This window comes from Paenibacillus sp. LX16, from assembly GCF_036252815.1.
In the GTDB taxonomy this organism is placed as follows: domain Bacteria; phylum Bacillota; class Bacilli; order Paenibacillales; family Paenibacillaceae; genus Paenibacillus; species Paenibacillus polymyxa_B.
The window spans coordinates 2,759,263-2,779,993 of sequence record NZ_CP141152.1; the positions used below are offsets into that span (position 1 = coordinate 2,759,263).

The 20,731-nt window shown below is 51.5% G+C and carries 1 protein-coding gene (cut by a window edge); it reads left to right on the forward strand.

Features of this window, described 5'->3' with window-relative positions:
• Nucleotides 1–20,731, forward strand: partial view of a non-ribosomal peptide synthase/polyketide synthase gene (locus T3H97_RS12325; protein WP_328802700.1) — the beginning only. It continues 21,542 nt past the right edge of the window; only the first 20,731 of its 42,273 coding nucleotides appear in the window; its start codon is at nucleotides 1–3; its stop codon lies off the right edge, out of view.

The following is a 20,731-nucleotide window of genomic DNA, read 5'->3' on the forward strand; positions in this document are numbered from 1 at the left end:
ATGACTCAGCACAATGTTCAATTGTTTGCATTAAGCCAACCACAACAACGTATTTGGTACACGGAGCTTGTGTATCCTAATCGCAACACGTCCACGATTATTACCACTGTTAAAATTAAGGGAACGGTTCGAATAGATGCATTGCAGCAGGCAATGAACCGAGTGATTGCACAAAACGATTCTTTTCGTATCAAAATCACGGCTAGGGACGGCATTCCCTATCAATATGTGGAGCCGTTTACTGCTCAAAGCATAGAAACACTTCAGGTTACCCCGGAGGAAGCAGAGCTATGGGTTAGCCATCATAACGCACGGCCGTTCCCCTTGCTGGATTCGCAGCTGTATCGGTTTGTTATTTTGCAGCTGGGGGCAGAAGACACCTGGTTTAGTTTCAAGATGCATCATATTATTTCTGATGGCGTTACCATGGAGCAGGCCATTAATGAAATTACGGGGAATTATATGAATATTGTACATGGTACAGGTTCAGATACGCCGGCCCCAGCGAACTCATATCTTGATTTTATTCAGACGGAGCAAAGCTATGAGCAATCAGATCGCTATCAAAAGGACAAGACATACTGGACGGAAAAATTTGCCGATTTGTCGGAGGTTACGGGTTTAAAATCATATAATCCGCTCACGGTGAGCACGGCTGCATGCCGGGAGAATTATACACTTAAGCACGAATTATATCGTGGTATCACGGCTTTTTGCGAGGCGCATAACATCAGTATTTTTACATTTTTCCTGGCTGCTCTGTATATTTATTTACATAAAAATACAGGGGAACAAGATTTAACTGTTGGTACATTGTATGCTAACCGTACTTTGAAGAAGGAAAAAAATACAATGGGCATGTTCGTCAGCACTGTGGCTACACGTTTGCAAGTTGAGCCGGAGTCCGAGCTGCTTACCTTCCTGCAGGGTGTTGGCAAGGAGCAGGCGTCCATTTTGCGGCATCAGCGTTATCCATACAACAAAATCATACAGGATTTGCGTGAACAGCAAAGCGGCACGAATATTCGCCGCCTGTTTGGCGTTACCATTCAGTACCGTACACTGAGCTTCTCCCGTTTTGATGAAGCCGTTCAGCAGGTGCATACCGATTTCTGCGGAGATACGGTGAGCGACTTCGATATTGCCATGATAGACATGCTGGATGACGATAAACTTGTACTGCAACTGGATTATCGGACCGAGCTGTTCAGCGAGCAGGAAATCGCCCGAATTATTCGTCAATTCTTGAGTGTGGTAGAGCATATGGTGAAAGGGCCACAGAAGCGGATTCAAGAGTTGTCACTGGTGAGTGACGAAGAGCGGGCACAAATTATGGATGTATTTAATGCGACAGCAGTCCCCTTTCCACACGATGTGGGAATTCACGAGCTATTCGAGCAACAGGCAGAACGTACACCGGGTCAGACAGCGGTTATGTTTGGAAATCAGAGTCTGACTTATCGGGAGCTGAATGAACGGTCGAATTCATTGGCACGAATGCTTCAAGCACAGGGAGTAGGACCTGACAAGCTGGTCGGCCTGATGGTGCAGCGCTCCATGGAAATGATTGTAGGTCTGCTGGCCGTTCTAAAAGCAGGCGGTGCTTATGTGCCGATTGATCCTGAATTTCCGTCATCTCGTATTCAATACATGCTGGAAGACAGCAAGGCCGCAGTGCTTCTGACCCGTCGTGATCTGGCAGAAAAACATCACTACATCGCCAATACCATGTTTCTTGAGGATGCAGCATTGTATCAGGGAGAAAGCGGCAACCTGGAGGCGATTGCCCGTCCAGAGCATCTGGCTTACGTCATCTATACCTCTGGTTCGACTGGAAATCCGAAAGGAGTTATGCTCCAGCATCGCTCGGTACTCAACTTTATTACCGGGATGCGTGAAATCATCGACTTTGAAGCGAACAAAACGATTTTGTCACTGACGACCATTTCATTCGATATTTTCGTATTGGAAACCATCCTGCCCCTGCTCGGTGGAATGACGGTTGTGCTTGGCGACCGCCAGCATCAGGTGAATCCTCAGGCGCTTGGTGAGTTGATTGCTCATCATCATATTGATATGTTGCAAATGACACCATCCCGGCTGCAAATGCTGATGGATCATGAATCAGGTTCCCGCGCGCTGCGAGACGTAAAGGAAATCATGGTCGGGGGTGAAGCCCTTCCGTCCAAGCTGCTCGCAGCACTGCAAGAAATAAACGGTCCCCGCATTTATAACATGTACGGACCTACAGAAACGACGGTGTGGTCGGCCGTACAGGAAATGACTCATGCTCAAGACATTAATATCGGACGTCCTATCGCGAATACTCAAATCTATATCATGAATGCGAGTGGGGAATTGCAGCCCGTCGGTGTGCCGGGCGAGTTATGTATTGCAGGGGAAGGACTGGCCCGTGGATATTGGAATCGCGAAGAACTGACGGCCGAGAAATTTGTGGATAATCCGTTTGCCGGAGGCAAAGTCGGGTATGAACGTATGTACCGTACAGGCGATTTGGCGAGATGGACGCTGGACGGCAACATTGAATATTTGGGACGGATGGACCACCAGGTGAAAATCCGGGGCTACCGGATCGAACTGGGCGAGATTGAATCGCAGCTATTGCAGGTGGAATCGGTACGAGAAGCGGTCGTCGTGGCCCATATGGACGAAACGGGCCAAAAACAACTAGTTGCGTACTATGTGGCGAGTCAAGAACTGGGAGCCAGCGAACTGAGAAGTGAGCTGGGGCGGGAGCTACCAAGCTATATGGTGCCGTCGTATTTCATTCAGTTGGAGCAGATGCCGTTGACACCGAACGGTAAAATCGATCGCAAGTCCTTGCCAGCACCGGAAGGCAGCCTGCAAAGCGGAGCGGATTATGTAGAGCCGCACACTGCACCGGAACGGGCACTCGTAGCGGTCTGGCAGTCAGTCCTGGGCGTGCCAACCGTCGGTATTTTGGACAATTTCTTTGACCTGGGCGGCGATTCGATCAAGGCGATTCAAATCGTATCTCGTGCGTTCCAGGCAGGCTACAAGCTGGACATGAAGGATCTGCTTGGGTATCCAACCATCGCAGCACTGGCACTGCATATGCACGAGGCAAGTCGTATGGCAGATCAGGGAGAAGTGAGCGGGGAAACAGCGTTGCTTCCGATCCAGCACGGGTTCTTTGAACAAAAGCAAGTGGATGCGCATCATTTTAATCAGGCGGTTATGCTGCACCGGGAGCAGGGCTTTGACGAAGCTGCTTTGCGTCAGACGTTTATCAAGTTGACGGAGCACCATGATGCACTGCGGATGGTGTTCAGGAAGACCGAGCAAGGCTATGAAGCATGGAACCGCGGAATACAGGAAGGCGAGCTGTACCATCTGGACGTGCTGGACTTTAGAGCTTTGACAGATAAAGCCATGCTGAGCGCGACGATTGAGACGAAAGCAACTGAGATACAAAACAACATGAACCTGCCCCAAGGACCGCTGGTAAAGCTGGGTCTGTTCCATTGCCCGGATGGAGATCATTTGCTGGTGGCGATCCACCATTTGGTGGTCGATGGTGTGTCTTGGCGTATTTTGCTGGAAGATTTGGCAACCGGCTATGAGCAGTCTTTACGGGGCGAGTCTGTCCGTTTGCCGAATAAGACGGACTCCTTCCGTCTGTGGGCTGATCAGCTGTCGACATATGCGAACAGTTCGGCTTTGCAGAAGGAGCGTGCATACTGGCAACAGCTGGAGCAAGCGGCAGCTACACAAGCAGCTTTGCCCAAGGATTACACTTGCAAATCCGAGGTCAAGCCTCAGCTACGAGATGACCGCACACTGACCGTAGCGTGGACGGTAGAAGAAACGGAACAATTTCTGAAACAAGCTCATCGGGCCTACAATACGGAAGCGAACGACCTGTTGCTGACAGCTCTGGGCACCGCAATTCAGGAGTGGGCAGGCATCCGTCAGGTGCTTGTAAATCTGGAGGGTCACGGACGGGAAGCCATTTTGCCGGATGTGGATATTACGCGTACGGTCGGTTGGTTTACAAGCCAATTCCCGGTTGTACTCGATATGGGCGAGGATCGGAATGTGGGACGGCGTGTCAAGAACGTCAAAGAAGGACTGCGCCGTTTGCCGCATAAAGGAATTGGATACGGGATTTTGAGATATCTTTCTGCGCCTAGGGAAGGGGAAGCCACTTTTGTCGCCGAGCCGGAAATCAGCTTTAACTATCTCGGACAATTCGATCAGGATTTAAAGAAAAATGCCTTTCGCATGTCTCCTTATTCCATCGGAGCTTCCATTAGTGACACGTTAACCAAGCGGTATGCTCTGGATATCAACGGCATGATCACGGACGGTGCACTGGAGCTGACGATCAGCTACAGCAGGAAAACATTCATGAAAAAGTCAATCAAAAAGCTGGCTGATCTGCTTCAGGAGAGCTTGCGTGAGGTATTGGCTCACTGTGTGGAAAAAGAGTTGCCAGAGCTGACGCCAAGCGACTTGTCCTTCCAAGGACTGACGGCTGGAGAGCTGGATCATATTGTAGAGCAGACGGCTGCTGCGGGAGAACTAGAAAATATTTATTCGCTCACACCCATGCAAAAAGGCATCCTGTTCCACGGCCTAATGGAGCCGAAATCCGGGGCGTACTTTGAGCAGGCGACATTTGATCTGCAAGGCAGCTTTCAAGTGGAGGCTTTTGCCGAAAGCTTAAATCAACTGGTGGATCGCCACCAAATATTCAGAACGAATTTTTATAGCGGCTGGAATGAGCAGCCTTTACAGGTAGTGTACTGCCATAAAGCGGCTGGATTCCGTTTTGAAGATGTACGTTCACTGGGGCAAGGAGAGCAGGACGCATACATTGCTGATTTTGCTGAGCGTGACAAAGCCGAAGGCTTTCATTTCAGATCAGGCGAGCTGATGCGGGTGTCTGTTTTGCGTACAGGCGAGGAATCGTACCGTTTTGTGTGGAGCTTCCACCATATTTTGATGGACGGCTGGTGCTTGTTCCTGGTTGTCGGGGAAGCCTTCAACACGTATTTTGCCCTGCTCGAAGGCCGCAAACCGGAGTTAGCTCCGGTAACGCCTTACAGCGAATATATTGAATGGCTGGAGCGACAGGATAACATGGAGGCTGAGCGGTTCTGGAGTGACTATTTTGCTGGTTTTGAGCAGCAAACAGTGCTGCCACAGGCGAAGCAACTGGACGATCACGCTAAAGAATATGAAGCGGACAAGCTTTCGTTTACGCTGAGCCGTGAAGTGACCAAGCAGATGAAGAAGCTGGTCAAGCAGCAGCAGGTAACGGTCAATATACTGCTGCAAGCGGCATGGGGCGTTGTGCTGCAACGGTATAACAACAGTCGGGATGTTGTATTTGGCAGTGTCGTATCCGGCAGATCAGCGGATATTCCGGGTATCGATAAAATGATTGGTTTGTTCATTAACACGGTTCCTGTACGGATTCACAGTGAGAAAGATATTACGTTTGCTGCGTTAATGAAGCAGATACAGGAGCAGGCACTGGCTTCCCGTGCCTATGAAACCTATCCGTTGTATGAAATTCAGGCCCTAACAGAGCAGAAACAGGACCTGGTGAACCATATTATGGTGTTTGAAAACTACCCAGTGGAACAGCGCATGGAGCAAATGGGTAGCCGTGGTGAGAATGGTTTTACGATTGCCAATGCTTCCGTGTCGGAGCAAACGAACTATGATTTTAACATTACAGTGGTGCCAGGCGATAAAATGGATATTCATTTTGAATTCAACGCGCTGGTGTTTGAACGTGCAGCTGTCGAGCAATTCCGTGAGCACTGGCTGCGTGTGATAGAAGAAGCAATTCACAAACCGCATGCCCTAGTAGATGAGCTGGAGCTAGTGACTGCTGAGGAAAAAGTGAAGATCATCGACGGCTTTGGTTCCGTTGGTGTATCTGCATGGAGTGATGAAAAGCAATCAGAAGGGTTGTTCCACGCCTATGTGGAAGAACAAGCGCAGCTTGTGCCGGATCACGTGGCAGTTGTATACGAGGAGCGGCAGCTTACGTATCGCGAGCTGAACGAGCGTGGGAACCAACTTGCTCGTAGATTGTGGAATGAAGGTATTGGGCGCGAGTCCATTGTTGGTATTTTGAGCGAGCGCTCGGTGGACATGCTGATCGGCGTATTAGCAGTATGGAAAGCCGGAGGTGCATATGTACCGTTAGATGCGGATTATCCATCCGAGCGTATCCGTTTTATGCTTGAGGACAGCGGCGCAACGGTACTGCTGACTCAAACTAGTTTGCGGGAGCGCGCACAAGCATGGCTGAATGAAAGCCAATGGGCTTTGGACGATGGAAAAGCTAAGGGTGAGCTGGAGACGGCGGTTAGCGTTGAAACAATGGAAAGAGACAGCCTCAATGAAGGTTTGAGCTTGAAATCAGATTTGGAGTCTGCCAGCGAAGCAGCACCCGAATCCGCAGCGAACTTGCGTCTGCATACCGTACTAGCGCTGGATGATGAGTCACTGTACACCGGGGATACGACGGATGTGGAACCTATCAATGAGCCGCAGGATCTGGCGTATGTGATCTACACGTCCGGGACAACGGGGCGTCCAAAAGGCGTTATGGTCGAGCATCGCAGCTTAGTGAATACGGCTAAGGCATATCGTCGGGATTATCGCCTGAACCAGTTCCCGGTACGACTGCTGCAGCTGGCAAGTTTCTCCTTCGACGTATTCGTCGGTGATATCGCACGGGCGCTCTATAACGGTGGCACGATGGTCATCTGCCCGAAAGACGACCGGATTGATCCAAGCCGTCTGTATGGCTGGATTCACGATTATCAGATTACGGTGTTCGAATCTACCCCGGCTTTAATCGTACCGTTCATGCAGCATGTGCATGAACACGGACTGGACATGAGCAGTCTGGAACTGCTGATCACCAGCTCGGATAGCTGCAGCGTGACGGATTATCGGGTGCTGCAAGAACGGTTTGGTGCGGATATCCGCATTATGAACAGCTATGGCGTCACGGAAGCGGCGATTGACTCCAGCTTCTACGACGAAGAACTGTCGAAGCTGCCAAGTAGCGGCAGTGTGCCGATTGGTCAGGCATGGCTGAACGCACGCTTCTACATTGTGGACAGCCAGTTGAATCCGGTGCCGATCGGCGTACTGGGCGAGCTGTGCATTGGCGGTGCCGGGGTGGCACGAGGCTACCTGAATCGTGCGGACCTGACGGCCGAGAAATTCGTGGCCAATCCGTTCGTGCCAGGTGAACGGCTGTACCGCACAGGCGACTTGGCGCGGTGGATGCCAGATGGCAATGTGGACTTTATCGGCCGGATGGATGATCAAGTGAAAATCCGGGGATACCGGATTGAGCTGGGCGAGATTGAAACCGCGATCCAGCGGGTGCCGGGTGTGCGTCAAGCGATAGTCATCGACCGGACGGACGAACGTGGACACAAGTACTTGTGCGGATACATCACGGGTGAAGACGAGCTGCGGATTGAGGAAGTACAGGCCGAGCTAGAAGCAGGACTGCCAGCACATATGGTACCTGCACGCTTGATGCGTCTGGAGACCTTACCATTGACCCACAATGGAAAAATCGACCGCAAGGCCTTGCCGGAACCGGAAGGAAGCATCCATACGGGTGCAGCCTATGTGGCTCCACGTACTGCGGTAGAACAGGTTTTAGCTTCAGTGTGGGCCGGGGTGCTGGGTGTCGAAACGGTAGGCACGCAGGATAACTTTTTTGAACTGGGCGGCGATTCGATCAAAGCACTGCAAGTATCATCCCGCTTGCTGCAAGCAGGGTATCGACTGGACATGAAGGATTTGTTCAGCAATCCGACGGTAGCGTCACTCAGTCCTTTACTTCGTACAGATGGCAAGATTGCCAGCCAGGAAGAGGCCGTAGGCAAGGTAGATTTGACGCCCATTCAGCGGTGGTTCTTCGAGCAGCAGCCGGTTGATCTGCACCACAGCAATCAGGCGATGATGCTGTATCGAGCTGGGCGCTTTGACGTCGACGCGCTGCGCCGTACGATGGACCGTATTGTCCAGCATCATGACGCATTGCGCACGGTATTCCGTGAGACGGAGCAAGGCTATGCCGCTTGGAATCGGAGTGTGGAGGAAGGCGAGCTATACACACTAGACATTGTAGATTTTAGAGGAATTGAGGACGAATCTGCCGCTGTAGAAGCCAAGGCGAGTGAAATTCAAGCCGGCATTCATTTGAGCGAGGGTCCGCTTGTGAAGCTTGGTCTGTTCCATTGCGCTGGGGGCGACCATTTGCTAATCGTGATTCATCATTTGGTTGTGGACGGTGTATCGTGGCGTATTTTGCTGGAGGATTTGGCATCGGGTTATGAGCAGGCCGTTGCAGGTAAAACGGGTAAAGCTATTCGACTGCCGCATAAAACAGATTCGTTCCAGGAATGGGCTAAACAGCTGTCAGCCTACGCGAACAGTGCGACGATAGAGCGGGAGCTTGCATACTGGCAGTATATCGAACAAGCAGAAGCCAGTCTTGCAAAGCCTTTGCCGAAGGATTTTGCGAATGACAATGCACTGCTTGGGGACAGTGAGGTTGTGACGGTCCGCTGGACGAAGCAGGAAACCGAGCAGCTGCTCAAACAAGCTCATCGCGCATACAACACAGAAATGAACGACCTGTTGCTGGCTGCGCTCGGAAAAGCCGTCTATGACTGGTCTGGTTCCGAACGAGTGCTGGTCAACCTGGAAGGCCATGGACGGGAAGCCATTGTACCGGATGTGGATATTACGCGCACGGTCGGCTGGTTTACGAGTCAGTTCCCGGTTGTACTGGATGGAAGTCTGGGACAAGGGGGGAATACGGCTCGTCTGATCAAACGGGTCAAGGAAGGGCTGCGTCATATTCCGCAGAAAGGCATCGGTTATGGTATTTTGCGATACCTGTCAGATATGAATGTTCTGGAGAAAGCAGGCGTGCAGTTAAAGACTCAGCCTGAGATCAGTTTTAACTATTTGGGCCAATTCGATCAGGATTATAAAGGCAACGATCTGGAGCCTTCCTCCTATTCCATTGGTGTGCCTGTCAGCACGAACGCGGCTATGGATTTTGCACTAGATATCAATGGATTAATTGAGGATGGCGAGTTGATTTTCACTATTCGCTACGGCACAACGCAGTTCCGTCATGAGACGATTGCACGACTTGGAGATTTGCTGGCATCCGGCTTGCGTGAGGTGATTCATCATTGTGTTGCCCAAGAAAGAACGGTGTTGACCCCAAGTGATGTCCTGTTAAACCATGTAACGCTGGATGAGCTGGAGCAATTGGTGAAGGATACGCAAGATATGGGTGAGCTGGAAAATGTGTATGCTTTGACACCGATGCAAAAGGGCATGCTCTTCTTCAGTCTGATGGATGAAAATTCGGCAGCTTATTTTGAACAGGCAACCTTTGAGTTGAACGGTCGTTTTGATGTGGTTGCTTTCAGCAAAAGCTTTGATCTGCTCGTACAGCGTCATGAGGCATTACGGACGAATTTTATCAGTTCATGGAAGGATGAGCCTGTGCAGGTTGTCTTCCGTGACCGCAGCGGAGAATTGTATTACGAGGATTTGCGCGAACTGGAAAAGGAGAAACGTGAAGCTCATGTTGAGGCATTTATCCTTGCGGATAAAGCCAAAGGATTCCGCCTGTCAGAGGATGCACTCATTCGTGTCTCCATTCTGCAAACTGGGGATGAAACGTACCACTTTGTTTGGAGCTTCCATCACATTTTGATGGATGGCTGGTGCTTGTCCTTTATGACACAGGAGGTATTCGGCAGCTATTTGGCACTGCGTGCGGGTCATGAGCCAGCGCTGGAGCCTGTCACGCCGTTCAGTCGATTTATTGAATGGCTGGAACGTCAGGACCGTGAGGCAGCCTTGCAATACTGGCGTGGGTATCTGGCGGACTACGAGCAGCAAATTACGCTCCCGCAGCAAAAAACACAGCCTAAATCGATGCAAGATGGGGAATATGTCGCTGCAGATCTGGATTGCGAATTCCAGCCAGAGCTGGTTGCTCAGATCGAACGGGTGGCGAAGCAAAATCAGGTCACGATCAACACGCTGATTCAGACCGTATGGGGCGTTCTGTTGCAAAAATATAATAACAGTTCGGATGTCGTGTTCGGCAGCGTTGTGTCCGGTCGTCCAGGGGATATTCCGGGTGTGGAGCACATGATTGGGCTATTCATTAACACGATTCCAGTGCGTGTGCAGTCTGAACAAGGTGAAAGCTTTGTCGAGCTGATGAAACGAACACAGCGGCAGGCGCTGGCTTCCAATGCCTACGATGCGTTCCCACTGTATGAAATTCAAGCACTGACCGAGCAGAAACAGGATTTAATCAATCATATTATGATTTTTGAAAATTATCCGGTGGAGCAGCAGGTAGAGCAGTTGGGCAGTGATGGACAGGATAAATTTACGATTTCGAACGTGGTGTCTACAGAGGCAACCAACTATGATCTGAACGTCGTCGTGATGCCGGCAGAAGGCATCAAGATTCGTTTTATGTATAACACGCTCAGCTTTGATCAAGCAGGTATTGAGCGTCTGTATGGGCATTTTGCACGCCTGCTGGAGCAAATTTCGGTCAATCCGCATGTTCGTGTTGAAGAGCTGGAACTACTCACAGCAGAGGAAAAACAACAGATTACAGCGGCATTTAATGATACCGCTTGTGCATTCCCATGCAAACAGACGATCCATCAGCTGTTTGAGGATCAGGTGGAGTGTACGCCGGATCAGGTGGCATTGGTGTTTGGACATCAGAGTCTGACTTATCGGGAGCTAAATGAACAGGTGAATTCATTGGCACGAATGCTTCAAGCACAAGGAGTAGGACCTGACAAACTGGTCGGACTGATGGTACAGCGTTCAGTGGAAATGATCGTAGGTCTCCTGGCTGTTCTAAAAGCAGGTGGTGCTTATGTGCCGATTGATCCCGAATTTCCGTCCTCTCGTATTGCATACATGCTGGAAGACAGCGAGGCCACAGTGCTTCTGACCAGTCGTGATCTGTTGGAAGAGCATCATTGCAACGCCAATGCAATATTTCTTGAGGATGCAGCCTTGTATCAGGGAGAGAGCAGCAACCTGGAGACGATTGCCCGCCCAGAGCATTTGGCTTATGTCATCTATACATCTGGTTCGACTGGAAACCCGAAAGGAGTTATGCTCCAGCATCGCTCGGTCCTCAACTTTATTACCGGAATGCGCGAAGTCATTGACTTTGAAGCGAGCCAAACCATTTTGTCACTGACGACTATTTCATTCGATATTTTCGTCTTGGAAACCATCTTGCCCCTGCTCGGTGGAATGACGGTTGTGCTTGGCGACAGCCAGCATCAGGTGAATCCGCAGGCGCTGGGTGAATTGATTACTCAACATTCGATTGAGATGTTGCAAATGACCCCATCCCGGTTACAAATGCTGCTGGGTCATGAAGCAGGCTCGCGCGCGCTGCAAAGCGTGAAGGCCATTATGGTCGGGGGTGAAGCCCTTCCGTCCAAGCTGCTCGCAGCACTGCAAGAGATAAACGGTCCCCGTATTTATAACATGTACGGACCTACAGAAACGACGGTGTGGTCGACCGTGCAGGAACTGACCCATGCCCAACATATTAATATTGGACGTCCCATCGCGAATACCCAAATCTATATCATGAATGCAAATGGGGAGTTGCAGCCAGTAGGTGTGCCGGGTGAGTTATGTATTGCAGGGGAAGGCTTGGCCCGTGGGTATTGGAAACGTGAAGAACTGACGGCCGAGAAATTTGTGAATAATCCGTTTGCTGATGACAAGTCAGACCATGAGCGGATGTATCGTACAGGCGATTTGGCGAGATGGATGCCGGACGGCAACATTGAATATTTGGGTCGGATGGACCATCAGGTGAAAATCCGGGGCTACCGGATCGAACTGGGTGAGATCGAATCGCAGCTGCTGCAGGTGGAGTCGGTACAAGAAGCGGTTATCATGGCACGCACGGACGAAACGGGCCAAACACAGCTCGTGGCGTACTACGTGGCGAGTCAAGAGCTTGGAGCTGGTGAGCTGAGACATGAGCTGGGGCGGGAGCTGCCAAGCTATATGGTGCCGTCGTATTTCATCTGGTTGGAGCAGATGCCGCTGACACCGAATGGTAAAATCGACCGCAAGTCCCTGCCAGGACCAGAAGGCGGTTTGCAAAGTGGTGCGGATTATGCAGCGCCACGCACTGTAACAGAACGAACACTCGCAGCGATCTGGCAGTCCGTCCTGAGCGTGCCAACCGTCGGTATGTTGGACAATTTCTTTGACCTGGGCGGCGATTCGATCAAGGCGATTCAAATCGTATCGCGTGCGTTCCAGGCAGGCTACAAGCTGGACATGAAGGATTTGTTCCGCTATCCCATCGTCGCAACGCTGGCACCGCATATGCACGAGGTCAGTCGTATGGCAGATCAGGGAGAAGTGAGCGGGGAAACGACTTTGCTTCCGATCCAGCACGGGTTCTTTGCGCAGGCCCAAGTGGATGCGCATCACTTTAATCAGGCGGTTATGCTGCACCGGGAGCAGGGTTTTGATGAGTCCGCTCTGCGTCAGGCACTTGGCAAACTAGCAGAGCACCATGATGCACTGCGGATGGTGTTCAGCAAGACCGAGCAAGGCTATAAAGCATGGAACCGCGGAATACAGGAAGGCGAGCTGTATCAGCTGGACGTGCTGGACTTTAGCAATTTGGCGGATGAAGCTATGCTCAGCGCGGCAATTGAAGCGAAAGCCAGTGAAATCCAAAGCAGTATTCAGCTGCATGAAGGGCCGTTGTTGAAGGCGGGCTTGTTCCACTGTGCAGATGGAGATCATCTTCTGATGGCGATTCACCATTTGGTCGTGGACGGGGTATCCTGGCGTATCTTGTTTGAGGATTTGGCTACTGCCTATGAACAGGCCGTTCATCAGGAAGTGCTTCAGCTGCCGAACAAAACGGATTCCTTCCGTTCCTGGTCTGGGCGACTCTCCGCGTATGCGAATAGCACAGCCATGGACAGGGAACACGCCTACTGGGAGCAACTGAACGCAGCCGCTTGGGCTGACCAAGTGCGTTTGCCTGAGGATCAAGCGCAGGCTGAGCCCTTTACCTTGGCTGACACGGATACAGTGGTCGTCCAGCTTACGGAAGAAGAGACTGAACGGCTGTTGAAGCAAGCACACCGCGCATATAACACGGAAGTGAATGATCTGCTTCTGACTGCTTTGGGCATGATGCTGTACACATGGACCGGCCATGAACGCAGCCTGATCAACCTGGAGGGACACGGACGTGAGGATATTTTGCCGGATACGGACATTTCTCGTACGGTAGGCTGGTTTACGAGTCCATATCCGGTATTGCTGGACGTTGGTCGTGATCACGCTTGGTCGGGACGCATCAAACAGGTCAAAGAGAGCCTGCGTCATATTCCGAATAAAGGAATGGGCTACGGTATATGGAGATATTTGAGTGAATCCGGCCAAACGGTTGGTCAGCAAGCAGATGCACGGCACCTTGGTCAACATCAAGCTTTTGCCGAGCCACAAGTGAGCTTCAATTACCTCGGCCAGTTTGATCAGGACTTGCAAAACAGCGATATGCGTATGTCTCCTTACTCGATTGGATCGGTCGTTAGTGACCGGACGAAGATGAAATATGCTCTCGATGTGAGCGGGATCGTAACGAACGGCATCCTGGAACTGGACATTCGGTATAACGGCAAAGCCTTCCGTAAGGACACCGTCCACATGCTGGCTAATCTATTAAAATCCAACCTGCTTGAAATGATCGAGCATTGTGTCACACGGGAGCGGACCGAATTGACTCCAAGTGATGTATTGCTAAAAGGTCTGACCCTGGAGCAATTAGATACGATTAAGGAGCAGACCAAGACGGTTGGGGAATTGGAAAATGTGTACCCGTTGACCCCTATGCAAAAGGGGATGCTGTTCCATAGTTTGATGAATGCAGAAACAGGCGTGTATTTTGAACAGGCAAGCTTTGATCTGGAGGGGTACTTTGAAACGTCCCTATTCGAGGAAAGTCTGAAGCTGCTGGTTAGCCGGCATGCTATATTACGGACGAATTTCTACAGTGGCTGGTATGGTCAACCGTTGCAGATTGTCTATCGTCATAAAAATTTGAGCTTCTTTTATGAGGATGTCAGAGGGCGCGAACACGCTGTAGCTGAATTTGTGACCCAGGATAAAGCTCGAGGCTTTGATCTAAGCAAGGATGCGCTTATGCGCGTAGCCGTCTTCCGCACGGGTGAAAGCTCATACCGTTTTGTATGGAGCTTCCATCATATTGTGATGGACGGATGGTGCCTGTCTCTGATGACGGACGAAGTGTTTGGGGCATATGTTGCCTTGCTGGAGCACAAGCAGCCAGAGCTCGCACCTGTCAAGCCGTATAGTGACTATATCGAATGGTTGGAACATCAGGATGCACAGGAAGCGACCCGTTATTGGAGTGACTATTTGGCAGGTTTTGAGCAGCAAACCTTGTTGCCTGGGGAGAACGCACAAGCTTCTGTCGTCGCACGGGATGAAGAACCGGACAGAAGTGGTGAAAGTTCAAATGCCGGCTATGTTTTGGAAAAGCTACCCTTTAGGTTGGGTAAAGAACGGACTGCGGCATTAAACCAAATGGCCAAGCAAAAACATGTCACGATTAACACATTGCTGCAAAGCGTGTGGGGCGTTATTTTACAGCAATACAATAATCATCAGGATGTTGTGTTTGGTGGTGTGGTATCCGGTCGTCCGGCAGACCTTCCAGGCGTGGAGAACATGATTGGATTGTTTATCAACACGATTCCAGTACGCATTTGCAGTGCACCGGATGCTACATTTGCTGAAGTATTGCAGCGCACCCAGGAACAGTCTTTGGCCTCCAGTGTCTATGATACGTTCCCGCTATACGATATCCAGGCACTGACTGAACAAAAACAAGACCTGATTCATCACATTATGGTCTTTGAAAACTACCCGATCGGGCAACAGATGAAGCAGATGGGCGGTTCCGACGAGACAAAGGCACAAACAGGCTTCTCGATTGCCAATGTGGCACTTGCCGAGCAAACCAACTACGATTTCAACCTGATTGTCGTGCCTGATGAGGATATCTCTATCCTGCTTGAATACAATGCTCAGGTGTATAGCCGGTCTGCCATGCAGCGTATCCAGGGCCATATCGACCATGTCATCGGACAAATTGTGGACAATCCGAATATCCGAGTGAATGAGTTGGAATTGGTAACCCCGCAAGAACAGGCACAGATCGTTCAGGTTTGGGGAGATACGGCGGCAGCCTATCCGCAGGATCAAACGCTAAATGCACTGTTCGAGCAGCAGGCAGCGAATACACCGGATCAGGTGGCAGTGTTGTGCGGATCGGAATCGTTGACCTACGCGGAGTTGAATGAGCGCGCGAACCGTTTGGCTCGGACGCTGCGTGCCGCAGGTGTTGAACCGGATCAGCCAGTAGGCATTCTGGTCCAACGCTCGCTGGACATGATCGTCGGCATCTATGCGATCCTCAAGGCAGGCGGAGCTTATGTACCCATCGATCCAGAATATCCGGCGGACCGCATCCGCTTTATGCTGGAGGATTCGGGTGCGAAGCTGATACTGACGCAATCGCATCTGGCGGAGCAAGCCTCACGGAGTTTCGACGGCCAGGTGCTGGTGCTGGATCGCGAGGACATTTACCACGAAGATGGCTCGAATTTGGAGCCACTGGCCGGACCACACCATGTAGCCTATGTCATCTATACGTCCGGCTCCACGGGAAAACCGAAGGGCGTGATGATTGAGCACCATTCTGTGCTGAACCGGATTTTGTGGATGCATGATCGATACGGCTTGAGTGCGGAAGATACGATCCTGCAAAAGACCGCCTTCACGTTCGACGTGTCGGTGTGGGAGCTGTTCTGGTGGTCGCTGGTCGGTTCGAAGGTAAGCCTGCTGTCCGTGGGCGGGGAAAAGAACCCGGAAGACATCGTCGACACGATTGCCCGCGATGGCGTGAGCACGATGCACTTTGTACCTGCCATGCTGCATGCGTTCCTGGAGTACGTGGAGCAGCAGCCACGGGAAGTGATGCAAGCGAAGCTGGCAACGTTGCGTCATGTTTTTGCCAGCGGCGAAGCATTGCCACCACAGCATGTGGCCCGGTTCCAATGGCTCGTGTCGAGCCTAGTGGGAGCGAAGCTGATTAACCTGTACGGTCCAACCGAAGCGACGGTGGACGTATCGTACTTCGATTGCGAGCCTAATGAAACCTATTCGGTCATTCCCATCGGAAAACCGATTCAAAACATCCGTCTGTACATCGTGAAGGAAGGCACGGAGCAATTGCAGCCGATCGGGGTTGCGGGAGAGCTGTGCATTGGCGGTGTCGGCGTAGCCCGAGGCTATCTGAACCGTCCAGAGCTGACGGCCGAGAAATTCGTAGCCGATCCGTTTGCTGGCGGGGAAGCAGGCTATGAGCGGATGTACCGCACAGGCGATTTGGCGAGATGGATGCCGGATGGGAACATTGAATATCTGGGCCGGATCGACCATCAAGTCAAAATCCGAGGGTACCGGATCGAGCTGGGCGAGGTCGAATCGCAGCTGCTCCAAGTAGAATCGGTACGAGAAGCGGTCGTCATGGCTCGTGCGGATGAAACGGGCCAAAAACAAATGGTGGCGTACTACGTTGCGGGACAAGAGCTAGGAGCCAGTGAGCTGAGAAGTGAGCTGGGCCGGGAGCTGCCAAGCTACATGGTGCCATCGTACTTTGTACAGCTGGAGCAGATGCCGCTGAGTCCGAATGGCAAAATTGACCGCAAGGCCCTGCCAGCACCAGAAGGCAGCCTGCAAACCGGAACGGATTATGCAGAGCCGCGTACCGCATCAGAACGCGCTTTGGTAGCGGTTTGGCAGTCAGTACTGGGGCTACAGACGGTCGGCATATTGGACAACTTCTTTGATCTAGGCGGCGATTCCATTAAGGCCATCCAAATCGCATCGCGCGCGTTCCAGGCCGGCTATAAGCTGGACATGAAGGATTTGTTCCAGTATCCAGCGGTTGCAGCACTGGCACCGCATATGCATGAGGTCAGTCGTATGGCAGATCAAGGAGAAGTGAGCGGGGAAACCTCGTTGCTTCCGATCCAGCATTGGTTCTTTGCGCAGGAGCGCGAGCGCCCGCAGCACTTTAATCAGGCGGTCATGCTCTATTGTGCCGAGGGCTTTGATGAGACGGCGATTCGCCAAGTCATGGATCACATCGTGAAGCATCATGATGCGCTTCGTACGGTTTTCCATCAGGATTCCTCTGGTTATATGGCTTGGACACGTAGTGTAGATGAAGGCGCGTTGTATACGCTGGAAACCGAAGACTACCGTGAACAAGTAGCCTATGCGGAAGCGCTGGAAGCGAAGGCAAATGAAATTCAAAGCAGCATTCACCTGTCCGAAGGACCTCTGGTGAAGCTGGGATTGTTCCGCACAACCGAGGGCGATCATTTGCTCATAGCTATTCACCATTTGGTGATAGACGGGGTGTCGTGGCGGATTCTGTTTGAAGATTTCTCGACAGGTTACGAGCAGGCGATCAAAGGCGAGCCTGTACGATTGCCCTATAAAACGGATTCCTTCCAAACATGGGCACGGGAGTTGTCGTCTTACGCCAGCCGTTCTGCGGAGGCATCGGATACAGTCTACTGGCAGCAGCTGGAACAGGCCAAAGCGGAAGCGGCGCCGCTGCCTAAGGACTTCGCCTACGAGGGTTCCTTGAATGCAGACAGCGAAGTGCTGACGGTGGAGTGGACCGAGGCTGAAACGGAGCAACTGCTAAAACAGGCCCATCGCGCCTATAACACCGAGGTTAATGATTTGCTGCTGACCGCGTTAGGATTGGCCATGCACAACTGGACAGGCGCAGGACAGGTGCTGGTGAATCTGGAGGGACATGGCCGGGAAGCGATCCTGCCAGAGGTGGATATGACACGTACGGTAGGCTGGTTTACGAGCTTGTATCCGGTGCTGCTGGACACAGATGTCAACCTGACGCTGGCCCAGCGGATTAAAGAAACGAAGGAAGGTCTGCGCCGGATTCCACATAAAGGGCTGACGTATGGCACATGGCGCTACCTGTCCCCTGCGTTCGCATCGGATGAAACGCACGCGATTGCAGCAGAACCGGAAATCAGCTTTAACTATTTGGGACAGGTCGATCAGGATGTACAAAACAGTGGAATCACATGGTCATCCTATAGTACAGGGGAGACAGAGGATGCACATTCACCGTTACTGTACACGCTGGATTTGAATGCAATGATCTCGGAAGGCATGCTGCGCTTGACGATCGCTTACAGCCGTAAGCAGTACCGCAAAGAAACGCTGGAACGTGTGGCGGGACTGTTGCAATCCGCTTTGCAAGAGGTGATTACGCATTGCGTCGCTCAGGAACAGCCGGAACTGACCCCGAGTGATGTATCCTTCAAAGGTCTGACGACTAGAGAACTGGAACAAATTGCGGAACAGGCGGCACATACCGGTGAGCTGGAAAATGTATACGCGCTGACGCCGATGCAAAAGGGCATGCTCTTTTACAATCTGATGGATTCGCAATCGGGAGCATATTTTGAACAGGCATCCTTTGATCTGCGAGGACAGTTTAATATCGCTGCATTTGCGGCAAGTTTGGATGTATTGGTGCAGCGGCATACGGTACTGCGCACGAACTTCTACAGCGGCTGGAAGGATGAACCGCTTCAGGTCGTGTACCGCAATAAGCGCAGCGAACTGTATGTAGAGGATTTGCGGGATATGGAGGAAGAGCAGCAAAACGAATACATCCTCGAATATACGCGCCAAGACAAGCAAAGAGGCTTTGATCTGGCGCAAGATGCTTTGATGCGTGTGGCTGTTTTGCGCACCGGCGAGGACGCGTACCGTTTTGTATGGAGCTTCCATCATATCGTGATGGACGGCTGGTGCTTGTCGCTGGTGACAAACGAAGTGTTTGCAAGTTATTTTGCGCTATTGGCTCATAAACAGCCGGAGTTGTCACCTGTAACGCCGTACAGTCAATATATCGAATGGCTGGAGCAGCAGGATCGTCAGGCCGCATCAGGCTACTGGAGCAAGGTTCTGGAAGGATATGAGGAACGGTCCCGCCTGCCACAGGCTAAAATTCAGGGCAAAACAGGATATCAGGCGGAGCGTCTAGATTTTGACTTGGGCGCGGAGCTAACGGCAGGCATTCAGCGCATAGCCAAGCGTTATCAGGTAACGATCAATACGTTGATGCAGACCGTTTGGGGCCTTTTGCTGCAAAAATATAATGGCACAGATGATGTAGTATTTGGCAGCGTGGTATCTGGACGTCCGGCAGACATTCCGAATGTGGAGCACATTATAGGTCTGTTTATCAATACCATTCCTGTACGCATCCGCAGTCAAGTGGACAGCTTATTCTCAGATGTGATGAAGCAAACCCAGGAGCAATCGATTGCTTCCCATGCCTATGATACGTACCCGCTGTATGAAATTCAGGGGCTGTCGGAGCTTAAACAGGATTTGATCAATCATATTCTTATTTTTGAGAACTATCCGGTAGAGGAACAATTGGAGCAATTAGGCAACGACGATGAGTCCAGCTTCAGTATCACCGGAGCCGAGTCTGTCGAGCAGACCAACTATGACTTTAACCTGGTAGTGCTGCCGGGGGACACCATTCACATGAACTTCGGATATAATGCCTTGGCCTTTGAACGGGGAAGTGTAGAGCAAATTCGAGGTCATCTGGTACAGCTGCTGGAGCAGGTGGTAGCGAAGCCGGACATTCGGGTGCATGAGCTGGATATGTTAAGTGAGCAGGAGCGCAAGCAAATTCTCAGCGTATGGGGCGATACGGCGACCGAGTATCCAAACGAGCAAACGATTCATGGCTTGTTTGAGGCGCAAACCGCGCAGACGCCGGAGCAGACAGCACTGTTCTTCGAAGGAGAGCAGTTGACCTATCGTGAACTGAATGCACGCGCCAATCGATTAGCTCGTACCTTGCGCAGTCAAGGCGTCACGAAGGATCGTTTGGTGGGTCTGATGACCGAGCGTTCGGTGGACATGATCGTAGGTATCTTCGGGATTTTGAAGGCCGGGGGTGCATATGTCCCCATCGATCCGACGTATCCAGAGGAGCGTATCCGCTACATGCTGGACGACTCAGGGGCGAAGCTGTTGTTGACACAAAGCCATCTGGTAGGCAAAGTCACGTTTGACGGCCGCATGCTGGTGTTAGATGGGGAGCAAACGGTGTACCACGAAGATGATTCCAATTTGGAACCGTGGTCCGGTCCGAATGATTTGGCGTATGTGATTTATACGTCGGGTACAACGGGGCAGCCGAAGGGTGTAATGCTGGAGCATCATGGGCTATGCAATCTGAAAACGTATTTTGATCAGACGCTTCGGATGAGCACGTCGGATCATGCGTTGCTGTTCGCCAGCTATTCGTTTGATGCGGCTTGCTGGGAAATCTTCCAGGCACTGTTCTGCGGAGCCACGTTGTATGTGCCAACGTCAGAAACGATTTTGAATTACGAGCGGTTTGAGCTATATATGGCGGATCATCAAATCACCGTGGCCGCTTTGCCGCCGACCTATGCGGTCTATCTGG